Annotated in this window: 17 protein-coding genes; 10 read left to right on the forward strand and 7 right to left on the reverse strand. The window is 71.6% G+C overall.

The annotated features are described in order from the left end of the window. The first annotated feature begins 16 nt into the window (after positions 1 to 16). Complete coding sequence (rffA, locus tag AB0J72_RS00460) at positions 17 to 1,174, forward strand: dTDP-4-amino-4,6-dideoxygalactose transaminase (protein WP_363392761.1); 1,158 nt, start codon at positions 17 to 19, stop codon at positions 1,172 to 1,174. Beyond that, positions 1,171 to 1,749 carry a GtrA family protein gene (locus AB0J72_RS00465; RefSeq protein ID WP_363392763.1) on the forward strand — a complete coding sequence of 193 codons (579 nt, stop codon included), beginning with the start codon at positions 1,171 to 1,173 and terminating at the stop codon, positions 1,747 to 1,749. The genes rffA and AB0J72_RS00465 overlap by 4 nt, the downstream gene beginning before the upstream one ends. 863 nt (positions 1,750 to 2,612) lie before the next feature. Here AB0J72_RS00465 and AB0J72_RS00470 read toward each other — a convergent pair. After that, positions 2,613 to 4,691, reverse strand: a complete 2,079-nt coding sequence (locus tag AB0J72_RS00470; protein WP_363393915.1) for a S9 family peptidase — start codon at positions 4,689 to 4,691, stop codon at positions 2,613 to 2,615. A gap of 239 nt (positions 4,692 to 4,930) precedes the next feature. On the opposite strand from AB0J72_RS00470, the gene AB0J72_RS00475 reads away from it, so the two are divergent. Both AB0J72_RS00475 and AB0J72_RS00480 read left to right on the forward strand, forming a co-directional pair. Beyond that, a complete protein-coding gene (locus tag AB0J72_RS00475) occupies positions 4,931 to 5,857 on the forward strand; it encodes a hypothetical protein (protein WP_363392766.1) in 927 nt (308 codons plus the stop codon). Positions 5,858 to 6,080: 223 nt separating this feature from the next. Next, positions 6,081 to 7,301, forward strand: coding sequence for an FAD-binding oxidoreductase (locus AB0J72_RS00480; RefSeq protein WP_363392768.1), 1,221 nt, complete (start codon positions 6,081 to 6,083; stop codon positions 7,299 to 7,301). Here AB0J72_RS00480 and AB0J72_RS00485 read toward each other — a convergent pair. Further along, a complete protein-coding gene (locus tag AB0J72_RS00485) occupies positions 7,298 to 7,792 on the reverse strand; it encodes a GNAT family N-acetyltransferase (RefSeq protein ID WP_363392771.1) in 495 nt (164 codons plus the stop codon). The two genes, AB0J72_RS00480 and AB0J72_RS00485, sit on opposite strands and share 4 nt — an antisense overlap. Before the next feature lie 105 nt (positions 7,793 to 7,897). On the opposite strand from AB0J72_RS00485, the gene AB0J72_RS00490 reads away from it, so the two are divergent. From AB0J72_RS00490 to AB0J72_RS00515, 6 genes are all read left to right on the forward strand, one after another. Continuing rightward, on the forward strand, positions 7,898 to 8,143 hold the full coding sequence (locus AB0J72_RS00490; RefSeq protein WP_344501182.1) for an acyl carrier protein: 246 nt from the start codon (positions 7,898 to 7,900) through the stop codon (positions 8,141 to 8,143). Continuing rightward, entirely contained in the window at positions 8,127 to 8,876 is a 750-nt protein-coding gene (locus AB0J72_RS00495; protein WP_363392774.1) for an SDR family NAD(P)-dependent oxidoreductase, read from the forward strand. Before AB0J72_RS00490 ends, AB0J72_RS00495 begins: the two co-directional genes overlap by 17 nt. 111 nt (positions 8,877 to 8,987) lie before the next feature. Further along, entirely contained in the window at positions 8,988 to 10,388 is a 1,401-nt protein-coding gene (locus tag AB0J72_RS00500) for an AMP-binding protein (protein ID WP_363392776.1), read from the forward strand. After that, positions 10,385 to 11,431: an acyl-protein synthetase gene (locus AB0J72_RS00505; protein ID WP_363392779.1), complete on the forward strand. Its 1,047-nt coding sequence runs from the start codon at positions 10,385 to 10,387 to the stop codon at positions 11,429 to 11,431. The genes AB0J72_RS00500 and AB0J72_RS00505 overlap by 4 nt, the downstream gene beginning before the upstream one ends. Before the next feature lie 26 nt (positions 11,432 to 11,457). After that, positions 11,458 to 12,654: an acyl-CoA reductase gene (locus AB0J72_RS00510; protein ID WP_363393917.1), complete on the forward strand. Its 1,197-nt coding sequence runs from the start codon at positions 11,458 to 11,460 to the stop codon at positions 12,652 to 12,654. Positions 12,655 to 12,707: 53 nt separating this feature from the next. Further along, positions 12,708 to 13,664: a glycosyltransferase family 2 protein gene (locus AB0J72_RS00515; RefSeq protein ID WP_363392782.1), complete on the forward strand. Its 957-nt coding sequence runs from the start codon at positions 12,708 to 12,710 to the stop codon at positions 13,662 to 13,664. Between the two features lie 372 nt (positions 13,665 to 14,036). Here the strand turns inward: AB0J72_RS00515 and AB0J72_RS00520 are convergent, their stop codons facing one another. From AB0J72_RS00520 to AB0J72_RS00540, 5 genes are all read right to left on the reverse strand, one after another. Beyond that, positions 14,037 to 14,996, reverse strand: coding sequence for a threonine/serine dehydratase (locus AB0J72_RS00520; RefSeq protein WP_363392785.1), 960 nt, complete (start codon positions 14,994 to 14,996; stop codon positions 14,037 to 14,039). 75 nt (positions 14,997 to 15,071) lie between these two features. Then, complete coding sequence (locus tag AB0J72_RS00525; protein ID WP_363392788.1) at positions 15,072 to 16,037, reverse strand: TAXI family TRAP transporter solute-binding subunit; 966 nt, start codon at positions 16,035 to 16,037, stop codon at positions 15,072 to 15,074. Next, positions 16,034 to 16,450: a roadblock/LC7 domain-containing protein gene (locus AB0J72_RS00530; protein ID WP_344501174.1), complete on the reverse strand. Its 417-nt coding sequence runs from the start codon at positions 16,448 to 16,450 to the stop codon at positions 16,034 to 16,036. Before AB0J72_RS00530 ends, AB0J72_RS00525 begins: the two co-directional genes overlap by 4 nt. Positions 16,451 to 16,455: 5 nt before the next feature. Continuing rightward, complete coding sequence (locus tag AB0J72_RS00535; RefSeq protein ID WP_363392791.1) at positions 16,456 to 19,158, reverse strand: sensor histidine kinase; 2,703 nt, start codon at positions 19,156 to 19,158, stop codon at positions 16,456 to 16,458. A 152-nt stretch (positions 19,159 to 19,310) separates the two neighbouring features. Beyond that, positions 19,311 to 19,700: a hypothetical protein gene (locus AB0J72_RS00540; protein ID WP_363392794.1), complete on the reverse strand. Its 390-nt coding sequence runs from the start codon at positions 19,698 to 19,700 to the stop codon at positions 19,311 to 19,313. Positions 19,701 to 19,780: the final 80 nt, after the last annotated feature.

Genomic DNA, 19,780 nt, shown 5'->3' on the forward strand with positions numbered 1-19,780 from the left:
TAGGTAGGCTCCAGCAGTGACCCCCACGAACCAGCTCGCCGTTCCATTCAACAAGGCCTATCTGACGGGTGCCGAGACCGGGTACATCCAGCAGGCCATGACGAATGGACCGCTCACCGGCGACGGGCCCTACACGAAGCGGGCGAGCGCGCTGCTCACCGAGATCCTCGGCGCCAAGCACTCACTGCTGACCACCTCCTGCACGCACGCGCTGGACATGACCGCGCTGCTGCTGGACCTGGAGCCGGGCGACGAAGTCATCGTGCCGTCGTTCACGTTCTGCTCGACCGCCAACGCCTACGCGCTGCGCGGCGCCGTGCCGGTCTTCGTCGACTGCCGCCCCGACACGCTCAACCTCGACGAGCGCCTGGTCGAGGCCGCCGTCACCCCGCGCACCAAGGCGATCGTGGTCGTGCACTACGCCGGCGTCGCCGTCGAGATGGACGAGATCGAGGCGATCGCCCGCCGGCACGGCCTCGTGGTCATCGAGGACAACGCGCACGGCATCGGCGGCACGTACCGTGGCCGCAAGCTCGGCTCCATCGGCGCGATGGCGACCCAGAGCTTCCACGAAACGAAGAACGTGCAGTGCGGCGAGGGCGGCGCCCTCATCTTCAACGACGACACCTACTACGAGCGCGCCGAGATCATCCGCGAGAAGGGCACCAACCGCGGCCAGTTCTTCCGCGGCATGGTCGACAAGTACCGCTGGATCGACATCGGCTCCTCCTACCTGCCGTCGGACCTGCTCGCCGCGTTCCTCACCGCGCAGCTGGAGCAGTTCACCGACATCCAGCGCCGGCGCGCCCACATCTGGGACAGCTACCACCAGCGCCTGGCCACCTGGGCCGCCGAGCACGGCGTCACCCAGCCGACGGTCCCCGGCGACCGTGCGCAGCCGGCCCACCTGTACTACCTGCTCCTGCCCGACCTCGAGAGCCGCCAGGGGATGCTCAAGCACCTCCTCGGCCACGGCGTCCTGGGCACCTTCCACTACCAGCCGCTGCACTTCGCCCCCGCCGGCGTGAAGTTCGGCCGCACCGCCCCCGGCGGCTGCCCCGTCACCGAGGACGTCGCCGACCGGCTGCTGCGCCTGCCGCTGTACGGCGGCATGTCCGAGGCCGACATCGACCTGGTCGTCACCGCGGTCGAGTCCTACAACCCGCGCGGATGACCGAAACCATGGACGGCGGCCCCGCCCTCCCCGAATCTCTCAACCTGGCGGCGCGGGGCAACACTGCACCGCCGGTCCCCGACGCCCGCGACGCCCGCCTCCCGGAGGCCCTCGACCTCGGGTCGCGCCCCGGCGCACCCCCGGCCGAGCCCGCCCCTTCCCACCACTCCTGGCTCGTCCGCACCGCGATCACGCTCTACAACGACCGCCGCGTCCGCTACCTCGGCGTCGGCGGCGTCTCCGCGGTCGCCTACTACGGCAGCTTCGCGGCCGTCTACCTGCTGACCCGCGACCACTGGCACTACCTGGTGCCCACGATCATCGCCAACTTCATCTGCGCCCTCTGCACCTACCCGCTGCAGCGCCACTTCGTCTTCCAGTCGAAGGGCCCGATCATCTCGGGCTTCCTGAAGTTCTACGTGATCTGCCTGTGGGCCCTCGCATTCACAATGCTCGGCCTCCCCCTCCTCGTCGAGGTCTTCAACGTCCCCGTCCTCATCTCCCAGGCGATCCTGATCGTCGTCGCCCCCCTGATCAACTACCAGCTCAGCAAGCTCTGGGCCTTCCGCCGCTAACCCCACCCCACCCGCACCGCTGACCGGCCCCGTCCTTCGATCTTGCGGCGCCAGACTCACAGGTCCAGCGGCCCAGCGCCCAACAACGCGATGATCGAATGACGGATCCGGTCGCTATCACAGCTGGATCCGCTACTCGATCAAGCCGACGGACACCAAGCACCAACGCGACACCGCGGTTTCCGGTGGCGTGGTGATCGAAGGTTGGATCGGGTCGTGGTGACAGCCGGATCCATCCTTCGATCTTGCGGCGTCGCGCGAAGGTGTTGCCGGCGGGTGAGGATCCCACTCGGTCGGGAGGCTGGCGGGCGAGTTCGGCGGTCGGCAATGCTGCGGTCGCGTCCGGAGGTGTCGCGTCACTCTCGATCTGGCGGCACACCCGAATCGCCTGGCACTGGCGGCACACCCTGATGCAGCCGGCGGATTCCGAGTGCGACGCAGCAGCGCAGCAACCGGCCGGATCACGGCGGACCGGGCCGCGGCTGCGACGGACGTGACCGGCGTGACGCCTGCCGGGCCGGACGGTCCAGATCAAGGTTCGCGAACCGGCCCGCTGACAGACTGGTTGCCCCGCCTGCCCTGCCGGACGGTCAAGCGCGGCTCACCCGGCGCGAGCGCCCGCCTGTCCTGCTGGACAAGTCAGGTCCTGCCGGAGAAGGCCAGGCGCGGTCCGTCCCTCCAGCAATGCATGGCGTCTCCACCGCTCTGCTGGAGGAGCAGCGCAAGCCGGCCTGTCCAGCTGGCCTGCGAAAGGCGTGACCCGGCTCGCCGCAGGGCACGGTCGATCTGCCCAGCGGCGGAGGTCGGCCGTGCCCGCCTCGGGTGCGAGGCGGGCGGGCTGACTGGCGACGAAAGGCGGGCGGTCAGGCCAGGCCCGCGCGGTCCAGGACCCAGGCGGTGATGAACGCCTCCTCGCGCCAGGCGTCGTAGCGGCCGCTCGGGCCGCCGTGGCCGGCGCCCATCTCGGTCTTGAGCAGGACGTCGGAGTTGGGCGAGAGGCTGCGCAGGCGGGCTACCCACTTGGCCGGCTCGTGGTAGAGGACGCGGGTGTCGTTGAGGCTGGTCACGGCCAGGATCGCCGGATACGGGCGGGCCGACAGGTTCTCGTAGGGGGTGTAGGACTTCATGTACGCGTACACCTCGGGGTCGGCGAGCGGGTTGCCCCACTCCTCCCACTCGGTGACGGTCAGCGGGAGCGACGGGTCGAGGATGGTGTTGAGGGCGTCGACGAACGGGACCTGGGCGACGATGCCCGCGAACGCCTCCGGGGCGATGTTGGCCACGGCGCCCATGAGCAGGCCGCCGGCGGAGCCGCCGCGGGCGATGAGCTTGTCCGACGACGTCCAGCCCGCCTTGACCAGGTGCTCGGCGCAGGCGACGAAGTCGGTGAAGGTGTTCCGCTTCGCGAGCAGCTTGCCCTCGTCATACCAGCGGCGGCCCATCTCGCCGCCGCCGCGGATGTGGGCGACCGCGAAGACGACGCCGCGGTCGAGCAGGGACAGGCGCGGGATGGAGAACCACGGGTCCATCGACGTCTCGTAGGAGCCGTAGCCATACAGGACGGCGGGGGCCGAGCCGTCGCGGGGAGTGCCGGTGCGGGCCACGATGGAGATCGGGACGCGGGTGCCGTCCTCGGCGAGGGCCCACTCGCGGTGCTGCTCGTAGCGGGACGGGTCGAACTCGCCCAGGACCGGCTTCTGCTTGCGCAGGGTCAGCTCGCCGCTGTCGAGGTTGCAGTCGAAGACCGAGTCGGGCGTGACCAGCGAGACGTAGTGCAGGCGGAACGAGGTGGTGTCGTATTCGAGGTTGGCCTCGGGGCCCGCGGAGTAGATCGGCTCGGGGAAGGCGATGTCGTAGGGCGCGGCGCCCTGCAGCGGCACGACCCGGATGCCGGTGAGCCCGTCGCGGCGCAGCGAGACGACCAGGTGGCCGGAGAACGCGTCGACGCCGAGCAGCCGGGTGCCGGGCTCGTGCTCGATGAGCGTCGTCCAGGCGCCGGGCGCGTCGGCGGACGTGTACGACAGGGCGAAGTCCTCCGCGCCGTCGTTGTGCAGGATCAGGAACCGGTGACCGTGGTGCTCGACCGAATACTCCACGCCCTGCCGGCGCGGCGCGATCGACTGCGGCGGGCTGGTCGGCGCGTCGGCCGGGATGACCAGGACCTCGCTGGTGACCTTGCTGTGGATGTCGATGAGGATGAAGCGCTCGGAGCGGGTCAGGTCGACGCCGACCCAGAAGCGCTCGTCGGTCTCCTCGTGGACCACCACGTCGGCGGAGGAGTCGGTGCCCATGGCGTGCCGCCAGATCTTGTTCGGCCGCCACGCCTCGTCGATGGTGATGTAGAAGAGCGTGGAGCCGTCGGCGGACCAGGCTGAGCCGTAGAACGCGCCCTCGACGGTGTCGGGCAGCAGCTCGCCCGTGTCGAGGTCCTTGACGCGCAGCGTGAAGCGCTCGTCGCCGGCGAAGTCGGTGCTGTAGGCCAGGAGGCGGCTGTCAGGGCTGATGTCGAACGTGCCCAGGGCGAAGAACTCCGAGTCGCCCGCGAGGGCGTTGCCGTCGAGGAGGACGTGCTCGCCGGGCAGGGCGCCGCCGTCGCCGAGGTCGGGCGGGGCGGCCTGGCCGTCCTCGACCGGGACCCGGCAGTGGATGCCATACTGCTTGCCCTCTTCGGTGCGCGTGTAATACCAGAAGCCGCCCTTGCGGGTCGGCACCGAGAGGTCGGTCTCCTTGGTGCGGGACTTGATCTCGCTGAACGCCGTCTCGCGCAGGCTCTCCAGGTGCGCGGTCGCCGCGGTGGTGAACGCGTTCTCCGCCTCGAGATAGGCGACCGTGTCTGGGTCTTCCTTGTTCTGCAGCCAGAAGAACTCGTCGACCACGGTGTCGCCGTGGTGCGTCCGCTCGTGCGGAACCTGCTTCGCCGTCGGCGGCTGAACGCCCGTCACACCTGTAGTCACGCCCAAGACGTTACCCGCACCCTCCGACACTTTCGGGCGCCTCGACCCCTCAAAAACACCCGAGAGACACCGGGCGAAACACGCAACCGGGGGGCGAACTCGGCAGTCTGTCCTGTAGGAGAAAGCGACGCCGGTACCGTCATGGTCTCGAAGTTCGGGCGAGCCCATGGAGGAGTGCGGTGCGGCGTCGTGGGGTGTTGCACATCGGGGTGGCGGGGCTGGCAGCAATGCTGGTCCAAGCGTGCGCCGGGGAGTCGGATACACCTGACGTGAAGGGCGGCGCGGCGCCGGGCTCCTCCGGCGCGGTCCAGTCGTCCCCCACGTTCGACCCCTCGGCGTACGTGCCCGCCGCCGTGCCGATCGCGGAGCTGAGGAAGCTCTACTCGTACGACTCCAAGGCGACGCTCAACGCCCAGCTCACCGACAAGCGGACCGGCGACGGCGTGATCCTGGAGGACATCACGTTCTCCGACACGAGGGGTCGCGAGGAGATCCCGGCCTACGTCCTGGGTCCGGAGAAGTTCACCGGCCGCCTGCCCGCGGTGGTGTACGCGCACGGCAGCGACGGCGACCGCGACACGCTGCTCAAGGAGGGGATGGCGCTCGCCCGGCTGGGGGCGCTGGTGTGCGTGCCGGAGCTGCCGCTCAAGCCGTCGGGCGACCCGGTCGCCGACAGCAAGGTGGTGGCCGACTCCGTGGTGGCGCTGCGCCGCGCGTTCGACCTGCTGATCCGCCGCTCGGACTGCGACGGGTCGAGAGTCGGGTTCGCCGGCCACAGCTGGGGGGCGTCGATGGGCGCCGTGCTGTACGGCATCGACTCCCGCATCACGGCGAGCGCCCTGGCGTCGGGGACCAGCCGGATCTCCCGGTGGATGGTCCGCAATCCGGTGCCGAAGGACTGGCACGCGTACCTGGACGCATTGTCGCGCTTCGACGCGCCGCCGTACACCCAGGTGACCGGCCGCAAGCCGATGCTGCTGCAGTTCGGCAAGCAGGACACCGTCGTCCCGGAAGGCGAGCGCGCTGAGCTGCTCAACGGCGTGGCCGGCCCCAAGGAGCGCAAGGACTACGACACCGGTCACGATCTCGTCGGCTTCGAGGCCGCGGTCACCGACCGGGTGGCCTTCCTCCGGAAGCAGTTGCGACTGAAGTAGGTACCCACTACGCTTCGAACACATGTTCGATGTCGCTTGGTGCAGCACGTGCATCGTCCGCGTCCTCGAGCATATTTGAACGCGTCGTTGGGAAAGCCTGGATCACGCCCTGACCGGCGAGTCCCGGCTTCCGCGAATCCCGCCGGCGAGCACTTCCCCGTGTGGTCGTCTCGTCGGACGGTCCAGCTGACGCTGGGTCGTGAACAGGGAAGCGTGGGCTGCGGTGAGCGTGATCGAAGTGCTGGCGGAGGCGTGCGGGCCGGAGCACGTGTGGGAGGCCGGCCCCGCCGACAGGGTGGACGGCGTGCCGGCCGGCTGGGTGGTCGCGCCCGGCAGCGCCGAGGAGGTCTCCGGCGTGCTGCGCGCCGCGGCCGCCGCCGGGCTGTCGGTCGTGCCGTCCGGCGCCGGCACCAAGCTCGACTGGGGGCTCCCGCCCGCGCACGTCGACGTCCTGATCGACCTCGGCCGCATGTCGGGCGTGCTCGACCACGCCCCGGACGACCTCGTCGCGACCGTCGCCGCCGGCACCCCGATGCGGGCGCTGCGGGCGCACCTGCTGCGGTCGGGGCAGCGGATCGCGCTCGACGTCGCGTCGCCCGGCGCGACCCTCGGCGGGGTCCTCGCCACCAACGAGGCGGGCCCGCTGCGCCACCGGTTCGGCACGCCGCGCGACCTGGTCGCCGGCGTGCGGGTCGCGCTCGACGAGGGCAGCCTGGAGCGGCACCTCGACGGGCACGACCTGGCCAGGCAGATCTGCGGCTCGTTCGGCACCCTCGGCGTCATCACGGAGGCGACGGTCCGGCTCGAGCCGATGCCGACCGCGCGGGCCTGGGTCGTGCGGCCGGTGTCGACCCCGCGCGAGGTACAGCAGCTCACGGAGGCCCTGGTCGCCTCGTCGCTCGGCGCCGCGGCGATCGAGGCCGACCTGCCCGGTGGCGCCGGGCGCCCCGCCGAGCTCGCCGCGCTGTTCGAGGGCAGCCGCGCCGGCAGCGCCGCCCGGGCCGAGGCCGCCGCGCACTTACTCGGCGGCGGCGCCTCGGTCGAGCCCGCGCCGCCGGAATGGTGGGGCCGCTACCCCTTCGACGCCGACGACGTGGCGCTGAAGATCTGGGGTCAGCCCAGTGAACTCTTCGCCGTCGTCTACGCGCTGCGCGACGCCGCCGGCATGCCGGTGCCGGTCCGCGGCTCGGTCGGCGCCGGCACCGCGCACGTGGCCCTGCCCGCCACGACCCCGGCGGACCGGCTCGCGGGCATGCTCAACGCCGCCCGGACGGTGCTCCTGGCCCGCGGCGGGGGCGGGTGCACGCTGCTGCGCGCCCCCGCCGACCTGCGTGAGCTCGTGGAGACCTACGGCCCGGCCCGGCTCTGCGACGCGTCCGTCCGGCTGAAACTCGCCCTGGACCCCGAGGAGCGGATGGCCCCCGGCCGCCTGCCCGCGTGCTAGCGCGACTTCTCGGTCCAGACGACCAGCTGGTCCACGCCGTCGATCTCGGTGGTGTACTCCCGCTCCGGCACCTCCCTGAAGCCGAAGCGGCGGTGCAGGGCGATCACCTGCTTGTTCCACGCCAGGGTGCGGCCGCCGACGGACGTGAGCTTCATCTCGTCGAACGCGTACGCGACGGCGGCCTTCTCCAGCTCCATCCACGCCGGCAGCAGCTCACCGCGCTCCTCAAGGCCGTCGACGTCGAGGAAGAACCCCCACTCGGCGGTCCCGGCCACCTCGTCGTGGTCGTTGAAGGTGACCACGCCGCAGTCGTTGCCCTTGTACGAGAAGATCAGCGCCCGGCGGGACGGATCGGACTGGACCTTCGCCCACCACTGAGCGTGACCCTCCGGAGTGATGAACGCTGTGTAGATGCTGGCGCCGCGCGTCTTCGGGTGATTGCGCCAGCGCCGAATGGTCTCGACGTCCGAATCGTCGGCTTCGCGCAGCACCGTGGTACCTCCCGTAGGCGGGCGTGTGGGCATTGAAAGACCGGCCAACGGTACACTCGCTCGCGGACGCCAGCCGCTTACCCGATCGAACAGGACCCTGAGCTGATGAGCAACCTCGATCGTCTTCGTGTCGCCTTCCGCACCGCACTGGCACTGCCGGAGGACTACGACGTCGACAAGCTTGAATACCGGGGCATTGAGAAGTGGGACTCGCTGGCGCACCTCTCCCTGGTCGGCGAGATCGAGGACACCTTCGACGTGATGATCGACACCGATGAGGTGATCGACCTCAGCTCCTTCGGCAAGGCCGTCGAGATCCTCGGAAAGCACGACGTTGAGTTCTCCGGCTGAGGGCAGGGTCGCGCTCGTAACGGGCTCCTCGCGCGGGATCGGCCGGGCCGTCGCGCGCAAGCTCGCTACTGAGGGCTACCAACTCGTCCTGCACGGCATGCGCGAAGGGTCGGCCAAGACCACGGCCGACGAGATCACCGCCGACTTCGGCATCGAGCCGCTCGTCGTGCACGGCGACGTCAGCGACGCCGCCGACGTCAAGGCCATCCTGCGGCTCGTCTTCGAGCGCCACCGCCGCCTCGACGCCCTGGTGGTCAACGCCGGCGTCCACGAGGCGGGCTTCCTCGGCATGATGGGCGACGCCGCGATCGAGCGGCTGTTCGCCGTCAACGCCGTCGGCGCCACGTACACGGTGAACGGCGCGGTCAAGCTGCTGCGCCGGGGCACCGCGCCCTCGGTCGTCCTGCTCTCCTCCGTCATGGGCACCGCCGGCTCGGCCGGTCAGGTCGTCTACGGCGCGACCAAGGCCGCCGTCGCCGGGTTCGCCCGCGCCGCGGCGAAGGAGCTCGGACCGGTCGGCATCAGGGTCAACGCGGTCGCCCCCGGGTTCATCGCCACCGAGATGCTCGAGTCCCTCGACGACGCCGGCCGCGCCGAGCGGGTCGCCGCGACCGCGCTGCGCCGCCTCGGCGAGCCCTCGGACGTCGCCGACGTGATCGCGTTTCTGCTCTCCGACGCGTCCCGGTTCGTCACCGGCCAGGTGATCGAAGTCGATGGCGGCCTGGTCGTATGACACACCGTGACGGCGCCCTACACGACAAATCGGACCATTTTTTTGGATCCTGTACGGTGAGAAGCATCCGTGTCCACCTCAACGGCATCAATGCGCCGCGGAGGTGACGCCATGACGTTGTTGCACCCAGACGCCAGACTGATCGACGCGGCGACCGGCGCCGAGCTCAGTGGCGTGCCGCTCCGCGAAGCCGTGCACGCCGCGGTCGCGGGGTTCGCCGAGATCACGCCCGGCGTGGTGTTCCTGCGCACGCCGACCACCGTCGAGGCGATCGTCCGCTACATCGGCGCGTTCGAGTCGGGGCGCCCGCTGGCGCTGCTCGACCCGGGCCTGCCCGCCGAGATCCTCGCCGACTTCATCGAGCGTTTCGAGCCCGCCGCCGTCTGCGGCCCAGTGCCGCAGGACGTGCACAAGGGGTACACCCGCCGCGGCGACGAACTGTGGGAGCGCGACACACCGTCGGCCACCGTGCCGCACCCCGACCTCGCCACGCTGCTGGCGACGTCGGGCTCCACCGGCAGCCCCAAGCTGGTCCGGCTGTCGCGCACGGCGATCCTGGCCAACACGACCTCGATCGTCGAGGCGCTCGGCATCACCGGGGCCGACGTCGCGGTGAGCAGCCTGCCGTTCTACTACAGCTTCGGCATGTCGGTGCTCAACACGCACCTCGCCGCCGGCGCGACCGTCGTGGTGGAGTCCGAGGGGCTGGTCGCCCGGTCGTTCTGGCCCGCGGTCACGAAGTTCGGCGTGACCTCGCTCGCGCTGGTGCCGTCGCAGTACGAGATGCTGCGCCGCCTGCGGTTCGACCCGAAGCGTTACCCGAGCCTGCGCACGCTGACGCAGGCCGGCGGCCGGCTGCGGGCCGAGCTGGTGCAGGACTTCCACGACCGCATGGCGTCCGTCGACGGGCGGCTGTTCGTCATGTACGGGCAGACCGAGGCCGCTCCGCGCCTGACCACGCTGCCGGCCGGGCGGCTCGCGGAGAAGCTCGGCTCGGTCGGGCCCGCGGTGCCCGGCGGCGCGCTCGCCATCCGGCTCGAGGACGGCACCGAGACCACCGCCCCGGGCGTCGTCGGCGAGGTGCTCTACCGCGGCCCGAACGTGATGATGGGCTATGCGGAGACCGCCACCGACCTGGCCCGCGGCGACGAGCAGGGCGGGCTGCTGGAGACCGGCGACCTCGGGCACCTCGACGAGGACGGCTACCTGTTCATCGACGGGCGGCTCAAGCGCTTCGGCAAGGTGTTCGGCGTCCGGCTCAACCTCGACGACATCGAGCAGCTGGCGGCCGCCACCGGCCCGGGCGCCGTCGCGGCCGTCGCGGGCGACGACAAGGTCATCATCTTCGTCGAAGGTGATGGGGCGACGGCCGAGGCGCTGGCGCCGCGGGTGACCGAGCTCGCCGACCGGCTGAAGCTGCACTGGTCGGGCTTCGAGATGCGCGGCCTCCCCGCCCTGCCGCTGCTCAGCAACGGCAAGGTCGACTATCGAGCGTTGGAGTCCGCACGATGAGCGTGTTCACCCTGTCGCAGCCGGACCGCGAGGCGCAGCTGCTGCCCCGCCTGGCCGAGCTGACCGAGCAGCACCGGGCGCGGGGCGAGGCGTACGCCAACATCCTCGCCGCCACGGGTCACGGCCCCGGGCGCTCGTACGAGCGGATCAGCGACCTGCCGTGGCTGCCGGTGCGGCTGTTCAAGACGCACCAGCTCAAGAGCATCCCCGACGACGAGGTCTTCAAGGTCCTGACCTCCAGCGGCACCACCGGCGACGTCAGCCGCATCTACCTGGACAAGGCCGCCGCGGCCGCGCAGACCAGGATGCTCGGCCAGACCCTGCAGGCGGTCCTCGGCCCGAAGCGGCTGCCGATGCTCATCGTCGACACGACCGCGATCATCAAGAACCGCCGCTCGTTCAGCGCCCGCGGCGCCGGCGTCCTCGGCATGATCACGTTCGGCCGGGACCACGTCTGGGCGCTCGACGAGGACAGCAAGCCCGACCTCGAGGCCGTCCGCGGGTTCCTCGCCAAGCACGGCGACAAGCCCTTCCTGGTCTTCGGCTTCACGTTCATGGTCTGGCTCTACCTGTACGAACTGGCGCGCGACAACGGCCTGGACCTCAGCAACGGGATCCTCGTGCACTCCGGCGGCTGGAAGAAGCTGGTCGACCAGCAGGTCGACAACACCGAGTTCCGCCGCGCGTTCCAGGCCGACACCGGGCTGCGCAACATCCACAACTTCTACGGCATGGTCGAGCAGATCGGCGTCGTCTACCTCGAAGGCCCGGACGGCAACTCGCTGTACTGCCCCGACTTCGCCGACGTCGTCATCCGCGACCCGGAGACGTGGGAGCCGCTGCCGCCCGGCAGGCCCGGTCTCGTCGAGGTGATCAGCACGCTGCCGGAGTCGTACCCAGGCCACGTGCTGCTCACCGAGGACATGGGTGTCATCAACGGCATCGACGACGGCGCGTGGCCCGGCAAGCGCTTCTCCATCCTGGGCCGGCTGCCGCGCGCCGAGGCCCGCGGCTGCAGCGACACGTTTGTGGGTGCATCGTGAAAAGCGTCTTTCCCGAAATTTCCGATATTTCGGCGGATCGGCTCCTGGCGGAGATCACCGACGAGCCCGAAGGCGGGCGGCTGACCGTCGGCGACGAGCGGGTCCGGGACTTCCTGATCGCGTTCTCGCGGCGGCTGCTCAAGCCCGACCTCGCCCGCCGCCACCCCGAGCTCGGCTCGCTCGGCTTCTTCCTGCGCAAGGGTGAGCTGGCCCGCGCCGTCGAGCGCCTCGCCGACGGGGCCAACGGCCAGCGCCGCGCCCCCCGCGGCCTGGTGCTGCACTTCCCGCCGGCGAACGTCGACACGATCTTCGTCTACTCGTGGGCGCTGTCCGCCCTCGCCGGCAACCACAACATCGTGCGGGTCTCCGCCCGCGCGGCCGGCGCCGCGCAGACCGTCCTCGAAGCGCTCAACGACGTGCTCGCCGACGCCCACCCGGCGATCGCGCAGACCCAGCGGATGGTCACCTACGACCGCGACGACGCGATCACCGGCGCCCTCATCGGCGCCTGCGACCTGCGCGTGCTGTGGGGCGGCGACCAGTCCGTCAACCAGCTCCGCAAGCACCCGATCCAGCCGCTCGCCCGGGACCTCGCGTTCCCGGACCGGTCCTCGTTCGCCGCGATCTCCGTCGCCGGCTGGCAGAGCTCGACCTCTGAGCAGCGCCGGGCGGCCGTGGACGGGTTCGCCAACGACCTCTACTGGTTCGACCAGGCCGCCTGCTCCTCCCCCCGCGACCTGTTCTGGGTCGGTGACGCCGAGGCCGTGGCCGCGGCCCGCGCCGAGTTCGACGACCTGCTCAGCGAGGTCGTCGTGCAGCGCGGCTGGGGCGTGGATCCGGCGATGGCCGTGGAGAAGTACGTCGCCACCTACGGCCTCGCCGCCACCGGCGCCGCCACCAAGATCGCGTTCAACGGCAACGCCGTCGCCAACGTGTCCCTCGCCGGCCTCGACGACCTGCAGCGGCACTGGCTCGGCGCCGGCACCATCTGCCACGTCACGGTCGGTTCGCTCGCCGAGCTCGCCCCGGCGATCCAGCGCAAGGACCAGACGCTCAGCCAGTACGGCTTCACCATGTCCGACCTCGACGACTTCGTCACCACCCTCGCCGGACGCGGCATCGACCGGATCGTGCCGTTCGGTCAGGCGCTGACGTTCGCGGGGACCTGGGACGGCTTCAACCTGCTCCACGAGTTCACGCGCATCATCACGATCCAGGCCTGACCTCAAAACGGAGTACTCTCCTCCGTACACGGTTCTGTGAGGAGCTCCACAACGTGTCTCTGTCCGTCGTCGTCCCGTGCTACCGCTCCGCGCGTATCCTCCCCACGCTGGTCGAGCGGCTCAACGGCGTGCTTCCCGGCATCACCCCCGACCACGAGGTGATCCTCGTCGTCGACAGCACCGACAACACGTGGGACGTCGCCAGCGAGCTCGCCGGCAAGTACGAGCACGTCCAGGCGATCCGCATGGCCCGCAACTACGGCCAGCACAACGCCCTCATCGCCGGCATCCGCGCGGCGTCCTTCGACCGCATCATCACGATGGACGACGACCTCCAGCACCCGCCGGAGGAGCTGCCGAAGCTCGTCGACGCGCTCACCGACGACCTCGACGTCGTCTACGCGATCTCCGAGCAGGAGGAGCACAGCGCCTTCCGCAACCTCACCTCGTGGGGCGCGAAGACCCTGGTCATGGGCCGCACGATGGGGATCCCCAACGCCGATGTCCTCGGCGCGCTGCGCATCTTCCGCACGTTCCTGCGTGCGGGGTTCGAGCAGGTCAGCGGCCCGCACGTCTCCGTCGACATCGTCCTGTCGTGGACCACGACCCGCGTCGGCACCGCGACCGTCCGCATGGACCAGCGCACCGAGGGCCGCTCGGGCTTCACCTTCAAGTCGCTCATGAAGCACGCCGTCAACATGATCCTCGGGTATTCGACGAAGCCGCTCCGGCTCGTGACGTACCTGGGGTTCCTGATCGGCATCTGCGGCCTGATCCTCACGATCCGGCTGGTCTGGCTCTACGTCATCGGTGACACGACCGTCGCCGGTTTCACCACCGTCGCGTCGCTGGTCACGGTCTTCTCGTCGGCCCAGCTGATCGGCATCGGCGTCCTGGGCGAGTACCTGGGCCGGGTGCACGCCCACGGCATGGGCCGCCCGACCTACGTCGTCCGCGAGCACGTGAACGGCCCGGCGGGCCGCCCCGCGGACCGCGTCGACGCCGCCTGATCGAAAGCCGTCCGCCCGGCGCTCCGTGGAAGGAGCGCCGGGCGAGACACGCACGGAGCGCTGGGCGAGACACGCACGGAGCGCTGGGCGAAACACGCACGGAGCGCTGGGCGAAGCACGCATGGAGCGCCCGGGCGTACACGCACGGAGCGCCCGGCGTACACACACGGATGTCCCCAACCGGATGTCCCCAGCTGTGGATAACTCCCGCCAAACCTGTGGATGACTGTGCACGGGGCTGTGGATAACCGTGTGGAATAAACGCGGAGTACACCCCGGATCCACCTGCGTGTAGGCGGTGTGAGACCTAGGACACGGGGGACCTGGGGAGACGATGCCCACAGGGGTTACCCACAGGCTGTGGATAACCGGTCAGTCGGTGAAGAGGCGGGCGGCCAGGCCGGGGTCGATGTTGCCGCCGCTGACGACGGCCACGGTGCGGCCGGCGGGGAGCTCGTCGCGGTGGTGCAGGACGGCGGCGGTGGCGGCGGCGCCGCTGGGTTCGGTGATGAGGCGGCCGCGGCGGGCGAGGACCTTCACGGCGTCGAGGATCTCGTCCTCGGCGACGGTCACGATCGCGTCCAGGTGGGCGCTCAGATGCGCGAGGGTGAGCTCGGACAGCGGGGTCCGCAGGCCGTCGGCGACGGTGCTCAGCATGCGCTGCTCGGGCCAGACGCGCACGACGCCGGCGGCGAGGCTTTCGGCGGCGTCGGCGGCCACGGCGGGCTCGACGCCGATGACGGCGACGTGCGGGGCGAGGGCCTTGATCGCGGTCGCGACGCCCGAGGAGAGGCCACCGCCGCCGACGGGGACGACGACGACGTCGACGTTGGAGAGGTCCTCGAAGATCTCCAGGCCGACGGTGCCCTGGCCGGCGATGATGTCGGGGTGGTCGTAGGGCGGGATCAGGGTCAGGCCGCGCTCGGCGACCAGCTCACGGGCGACGGTCTCGCGGTCGGCCTGCCGGACGAGGATGACCTCGGCGCCGTAGCCGCGGGTCGCCTCGATCTTCAGGGGTGTGGAGACGTCGGGCATGACGACGGTGACCGGGATGCCGAGGGAGCGGCCGGCGTAGGCGAGGGCCTGGCCGTGGTTGCCGGAGGAGTGGGTGACCACGCCGGCGCGGCGGTGGTCGAGGTCGAGGCGGTGCAGGGCGTTGGTGGCGCCGCGGAGCTTGAACGCGCCGATCGGCTGGAGGCTTTCGGGCTTCAGCCACAGTTCGTCGGCCCAGGGGCACGGCAGGAGCGGGGTGCGAACCACGAGGCCGGAGATCCGCGCGGCGGCGTCGCGGATGTCGTCCAGCCGGACGAGGTGTTGAGCGGTGGTGGTCACGGGGTCATCTTGACAGCCCACGGGCATGATCACCCTCCTCGCATCCGGCGAATGAGAGATCCATAACGTCGATGGTCAGCCGCTGCCGTAGAACCGCGCGGCGCCGGGGTGTAGCGGTACAGGATCGGTGGCCACAGCGCCCGCTTTGTCGTAATTGGCGCCCTCAGGATGTACGCGGCTCAACTCGATCTGATAGTCGAACAGGATCTTGGTGAGGTCGTACGCGAGCTGGTCGGGCATGTCGGGCGACACCAGCAGGAGGTTGCCGATCACGATCGTGTCGACGTCCGCCGGCGTGTCGTAGACGGACTTGGGGAGCTTGCCCGCCGCGTACACCGTGCCGTAGCGGAACGAGAGCGGCTTGAGCAGCTCGTCGAGCGGCAGCAGGGAGAACTGCCCGGGAGCGCTGGCCAGCAGGTCGGCGATGCCGGGCGTGGGCAGGCCGCCGGTGAAGATCAGCGCGTCGGTGGTGCCGGCCAGCATGCCCTTGGTGGTCTCCGGCAGGGACAGGCGCTGCCGGACGATGTCGGTGTCGGGGTTGATCCCGCCCGCGAAGAGCAGCCGGCCGGCGAAGACGTCGGCGCCGGAGCCGGCGGAGCCGGTGGAGATCCGCTTGCCGCGCAGGTCGGCGAACTTCGTGACGCGCAGGCTGTTGCGGACCACGACCTGGGCGTAGCTGCGGTACAGCCGCCCCAGCGCCACGACCTTCTGCGGCCGGCCCTCGAAGGCGCCCTTGCCGGTCACGGCGTCGGCGGCGGTGTCGGCGATGCTGAACGCGACGTCCATGTCACCGGTCGCGACGCGCGTGATGTTCTCACCGGAGGCGCCGGTCGCCTCGGCGCGCGCCTCGTAGCCGGGCACGTGCTTGGTGATGAGGTCGGCGTAGCCGCCGCCGAACTGGTAGTACACGCCCGTCGTGTTGCCGGTGGCGATGTAGATCCGCCCGCCGTGCCACAGGCCCGCGCCGGCGCGGGGCGGCGCCGTCGAGCCGCAGCCGGCCAGAACGGCGCACACGAGCAGGACAGCCGCGAGCCGCCTCACCGGAGCATCGCATCCCGCGGGAGGGGGTCGAGCGCGTCGGCGACCCGGTGGACGAGCATGGCCGTCTCGTAGCCGACCTGGCCGAGGTCGCAGCCGGGGGCGGCGAGCACGCCGAGCAGCGCGCGGTCGCCCACGGCCATGACGATCATGACGCCGCCGTCCATGTCGACGATGGTCTGGCGGACCTGGCCGGCCTGCATCACGCGGGCGGCGCCGAAGGTGAGGCTGGCCAGCCCGCTGATGACGGCGGAGAGGTGGTCGGCCTGGTCCACCGGCAGGTCGGCGGAGCAGGCCAGGCGCAGCCCGTCGCCGGAGACGGTGATCGCGTGCGCGACATCGGGGACCTGCCGGGCGAAGCTGGCCATGAGCCAGTCGAGCTGGCCCGCGCCGGTCGGGTTCTGAGCGTCTGGCATCGCCATCATCGGTCCTTCTGTCCTGGGGTCGCGCTGTTGAAGCCGCCCGAGCTGGTTCGGCGGGCGGCGGCCGAGACACCTTCCGCGAACGCCGACAGCCGGGACCGGACGGCGTCCGGGTCGACCGCGTTGCTGCGGGTGGGTTGCGGCTCGGGGTCGGTCGTTCCTGGTGCGAGCTGCGCTCCTGGGCGGCGGCGGGGGAGGCCGTCCTCGGTGGAGCCGCCGAGGGGGCTGGACGGGCCCCCCGGCCGTGGCGGCCAGGCACCCGGGGAAGGCGATGGCGGGACGGGCGGGGCGGGTGGCCTGGGGGTGTCGCCACCGCTGAGATAGGGGCGGAACCATGGTGCGGGCGCCCCGGACGGAGCCGGCTGGTGTTGCTGCGGTACGCGGGGCCGCCCCAGCGGCGCGCCGACCGTCGAGGGCACGACGACCGGCGGCGGCCCGGGGCGGGGCGAGGCGGAAACGGGAACGCCCGAGATCGGCGCCGCCGACACCGGCGCAGGAGACACCGGCGTAGCGGCAGCGGACGCGGCGGCGACCGGCGCGGAGAAGACCGGCGAAACCGGTGGAAACGGCGGAAGCGCCGCAAGCGGTGGAGCCGACGGGACGGCGGCAGGGGGCGCGGACGCGGCGGCAAGGGCGGGGGAAGCGGCGGCGGGGGCCGAGGAAGCGGCGGCGGGTGTCAGCGCCGGCATCCGCTCCAGGGTCCGGTGCGGCAGCGCCACGTAGGCGACCGTGCCGCTGCCGGTGGCGTGCAGCTCCACCCGGATCCGGTGCCGGGCGGCCAGGTGCGACACCACGTGCAGCCCCATCGTGCCGGCCGCCGCGCTGCTCAGCGTCGTCGGCGTCGCCAGCCGCGAGTTGATCTCCGCGAGCCGGCGCGGCGCGATGCCGATCCCGCTGTCGTGGACGCGGATGATGGCGCCGTCGACCGTGGGCCGGGCGTCGACCCGGACCTGCTGCGTCGGCGGCGAGAAGGTCGTGGCGTTTTCGAGCAGCTCCGCCAGGAGGTGGACGAGGTCACCCACGACCGGCCCGGTGATCGCCAGGTCGGCGGGCTGGACCTCGACCCGCTGGAAGTCCTCGATCTCCGACGCGGCGGCCGTGATGACCGCGCCGATGCCGACCGCCTGGGTCGCCGGCCGGCCCGGCTCGCCGCCGGAGAGGACCAGCAGGTTCTCGCCGTTGCGGCGCAGGCGGGCCGCGATGTGGTCGAGGGCGAAGAGGCGGGCGAGCACGTCGGGGTCGGTCTCGTCGCGCTCGAACTCATCGAGGAGCCGCAGCTGCCGGGTGATGAGGGTACGGATGCGCCGGGCCAGCACCTCGGCCATCCGGGACACGTCGACGCGCAGCTCGGCCTGCTCGCCGGCGAGGCGCAGCGCGGTGCGGTGGACGGTGGCGAACGCGTCGGCGACCTGGCCGATCTCGTCGTTGGTGGCGGCGATGCTCCGGGTGGCGGCGGCGGCCGAGGTGCCGGTCGGGATCGGCGCGCCGGCCGCGACGGAGTGGATCACGTCGGGCAGCTCCTGCCGGGCGACCGTCAGGGCCGCGGCGCGCAGCCGCCGGAGGCGCCGGGCCGTCCGTACGGCCAGGGTGATCGCGATCGCGAGGGCGGCGAGACCGATCACGGCGGTGCCGATGAGGGTCGCCCACGCGCGCCGCTGGGCGGTGACGGCGATCTGCTCGGCGCGCCCGTCGAGCCGGTCGGACAGGTCGAGGCTGACGATGTTGAGCCGGCGGATGAAGCCGGACTGCGCCACGAACCACGCGTCGGCGTCGACCCTCACCCCGGCCGGGTCCTTCTCGGCGTTGCGGGCGGCGGCGCTGAGCTTGTCGGCCCTGTCGACGTCGAGGCCGCGGATCTCCTGGTCGTACACGGTGCGCTCGGCGCTGGTCGCGGCCCGCTGGAACTCGGCGGCCCGCTGGTCGCGCGCGCCCCGCAGCTCCGACATGGCGCCCAGGTCGCCGGGCTCGACGGCGCCGCGGGAGAACACCGCGCGCAGCAGGTCCCGTTCGAGGGCGGCGAAGTGCTCGACGGCCGCGACGGCGGCGACGGCCCGGGCGGCGTTGGCGAGCTCGATGTCGGCGATCTGCGCCGGCACGGCGTCCGCGATCGCCAGCAGGGCCTCGGCGAGCGGCCGGTACACGGGGTCGGTCATCAGCGTGATCGCGGGGTTCGTGTCGGCGGCCTCGCGGGTGGCGCCGAGCCGGCTGTAGATCTCGTTGACGGCCCGGACGGACCGGTCGAGGTCGGGCACGGCCTTGACCGCCGCGCGGCTGTCGGCGAGGTAACGGGCCGCGGCCTGGTCGGTCCGCCCGCGCTGGGCGACGACGAGCGACATGCCGGCCTTGCCGCCCCGTTGCCGCAGTGCCGCGGTCTCGGCGACCTCGCGCTCCAGCTCGTGCACGAAGCTGACCGCGCTGGTCGCGGTGGATGCCAATGTACGAGCTCGCGCCGCGTCCCCGGCGGCGGACGTGGCGGTGGCGGCCTGGGCGGTGCTGAGGACCGCGAGCCCGACCATCGCGACGATGATGGGGGCGAGCAGCTGCGTGCGGACCGACCGCAGCCGGCTGGGCCGGGTCGCTCCGCCGCGCCGGTGTCCGGCGACCGAGGTGTCAGGCGCGCCCGATCGGCGCTGCCGACCGCCGCCGCCGATCGCGCGGGGCGAGTCGGTGCCGGTCGCTCGGGAGGGGCTGCTGCCTGCCAACCGTCATCCCCTACCGGTGGCGGGGGAGCACGCTGTAGCCGGAAAGCTCGTTAAGGAACACGAAAGGGCACGCTACTGGAAAGGGGCTTCCCCGATAAGCCTTCATTCGCCGAACGGCGGCCGTCACAAGCCAAACGGCCCGCCGTTCGCGACTAGGCGTGACGGCGCCGTCGCAGTACGAGGAAGGCGACCGCTCCGGCGACCACGACGACGACGCCGAGGCCGATCCACCAGGTCGACCGGCGGCTGGTCGCGGTGGTCGCGGCGGGGCTCGGGCTTGAAGTTGCCTTGACGCTCGGCGCCGGCTCCCCCGGCGTGCCGGCGGCGGCGGTCGCGGACGGCGCGATGGACCGGCCGGTCGGTTCGCGGAGCGTCGGCAGGTCGCTCAGCGCCGGCAGCGTCGACGGCGGCGCGCCCGGCTCGATGACCGCGGGCGGCCCGGGCAGCGGCGGCCCGGGTGGCGGCGACGGCTTGCCGGTCGCCCCGGCCAGCAGCGCGACCAGCAGCAGCCCGGCGGCGGTGAACGCCCGATGATGCCTCACACCGGACAAAACGGCACCGACCGCCCAGCCTTGAGGCTTTTCGGTGATCCGGTAGACCCCGGGCACCCGGGGGTGTGCGA

Origin of the sequence: Dactylosporangium sp. NPDC049742, assembly GCF_040674675.1 — a bacterium.
GTDB classification, from domain to species: domain Bacteria; phylum Actinomycetota; class Actinomycetes; order Mycobacteriales; family Micromonosporaceae; genus Dactylosporangium; species Dactylosporangium maewongense.

Bases quoted from the DNA above. Each gene is read 5' to 3' on its own strand.
- AB0J72_RS00465 (WP_363392763.1), top strand. From the start codon at position 1,171: ATGACCGAAACCATGGACGGCGGCCCCGCCCTCCCCGAATCTCTCAAC.
- AB0J72_RS00475 (WP_363392766.1), top strand. From the start codon at position 4,931: ATGCTGGTCCAAGCGTGCGCCGGGGAGTCGGATACACCTGACGTGAAG.
- AB0J72_RS00490 (WP_344501182.1), top strand. From the start codon at position 7,898: ATGAGCAACCTCGATCGTCTTCGTGTCGCCTTCCGCACCGCACTGGCA.
- AB0J72_RS00500 (WP_363392776.1), top strand. From the start codon at position 8,988: ATGACGTTGTTGCACCCAGACGCCAGACTGATCGACGCGGCGACCGGC.
- AB0J72_RS00505 (WP_363392779.1), top strand. From the start codon at position 10,385: ATGAGCGTGTTCACCCTGTCGCAGCCGGACCGCGAGGCGCAGCTGCTG.
- AB0J72_RS00530 (WP_344501174.1), bottom strand. From the start codon at position 16,450: ATGCCAGACGCTCAGAACCCGACCGGCGCGGGCCAGCTCGACTGGCTC.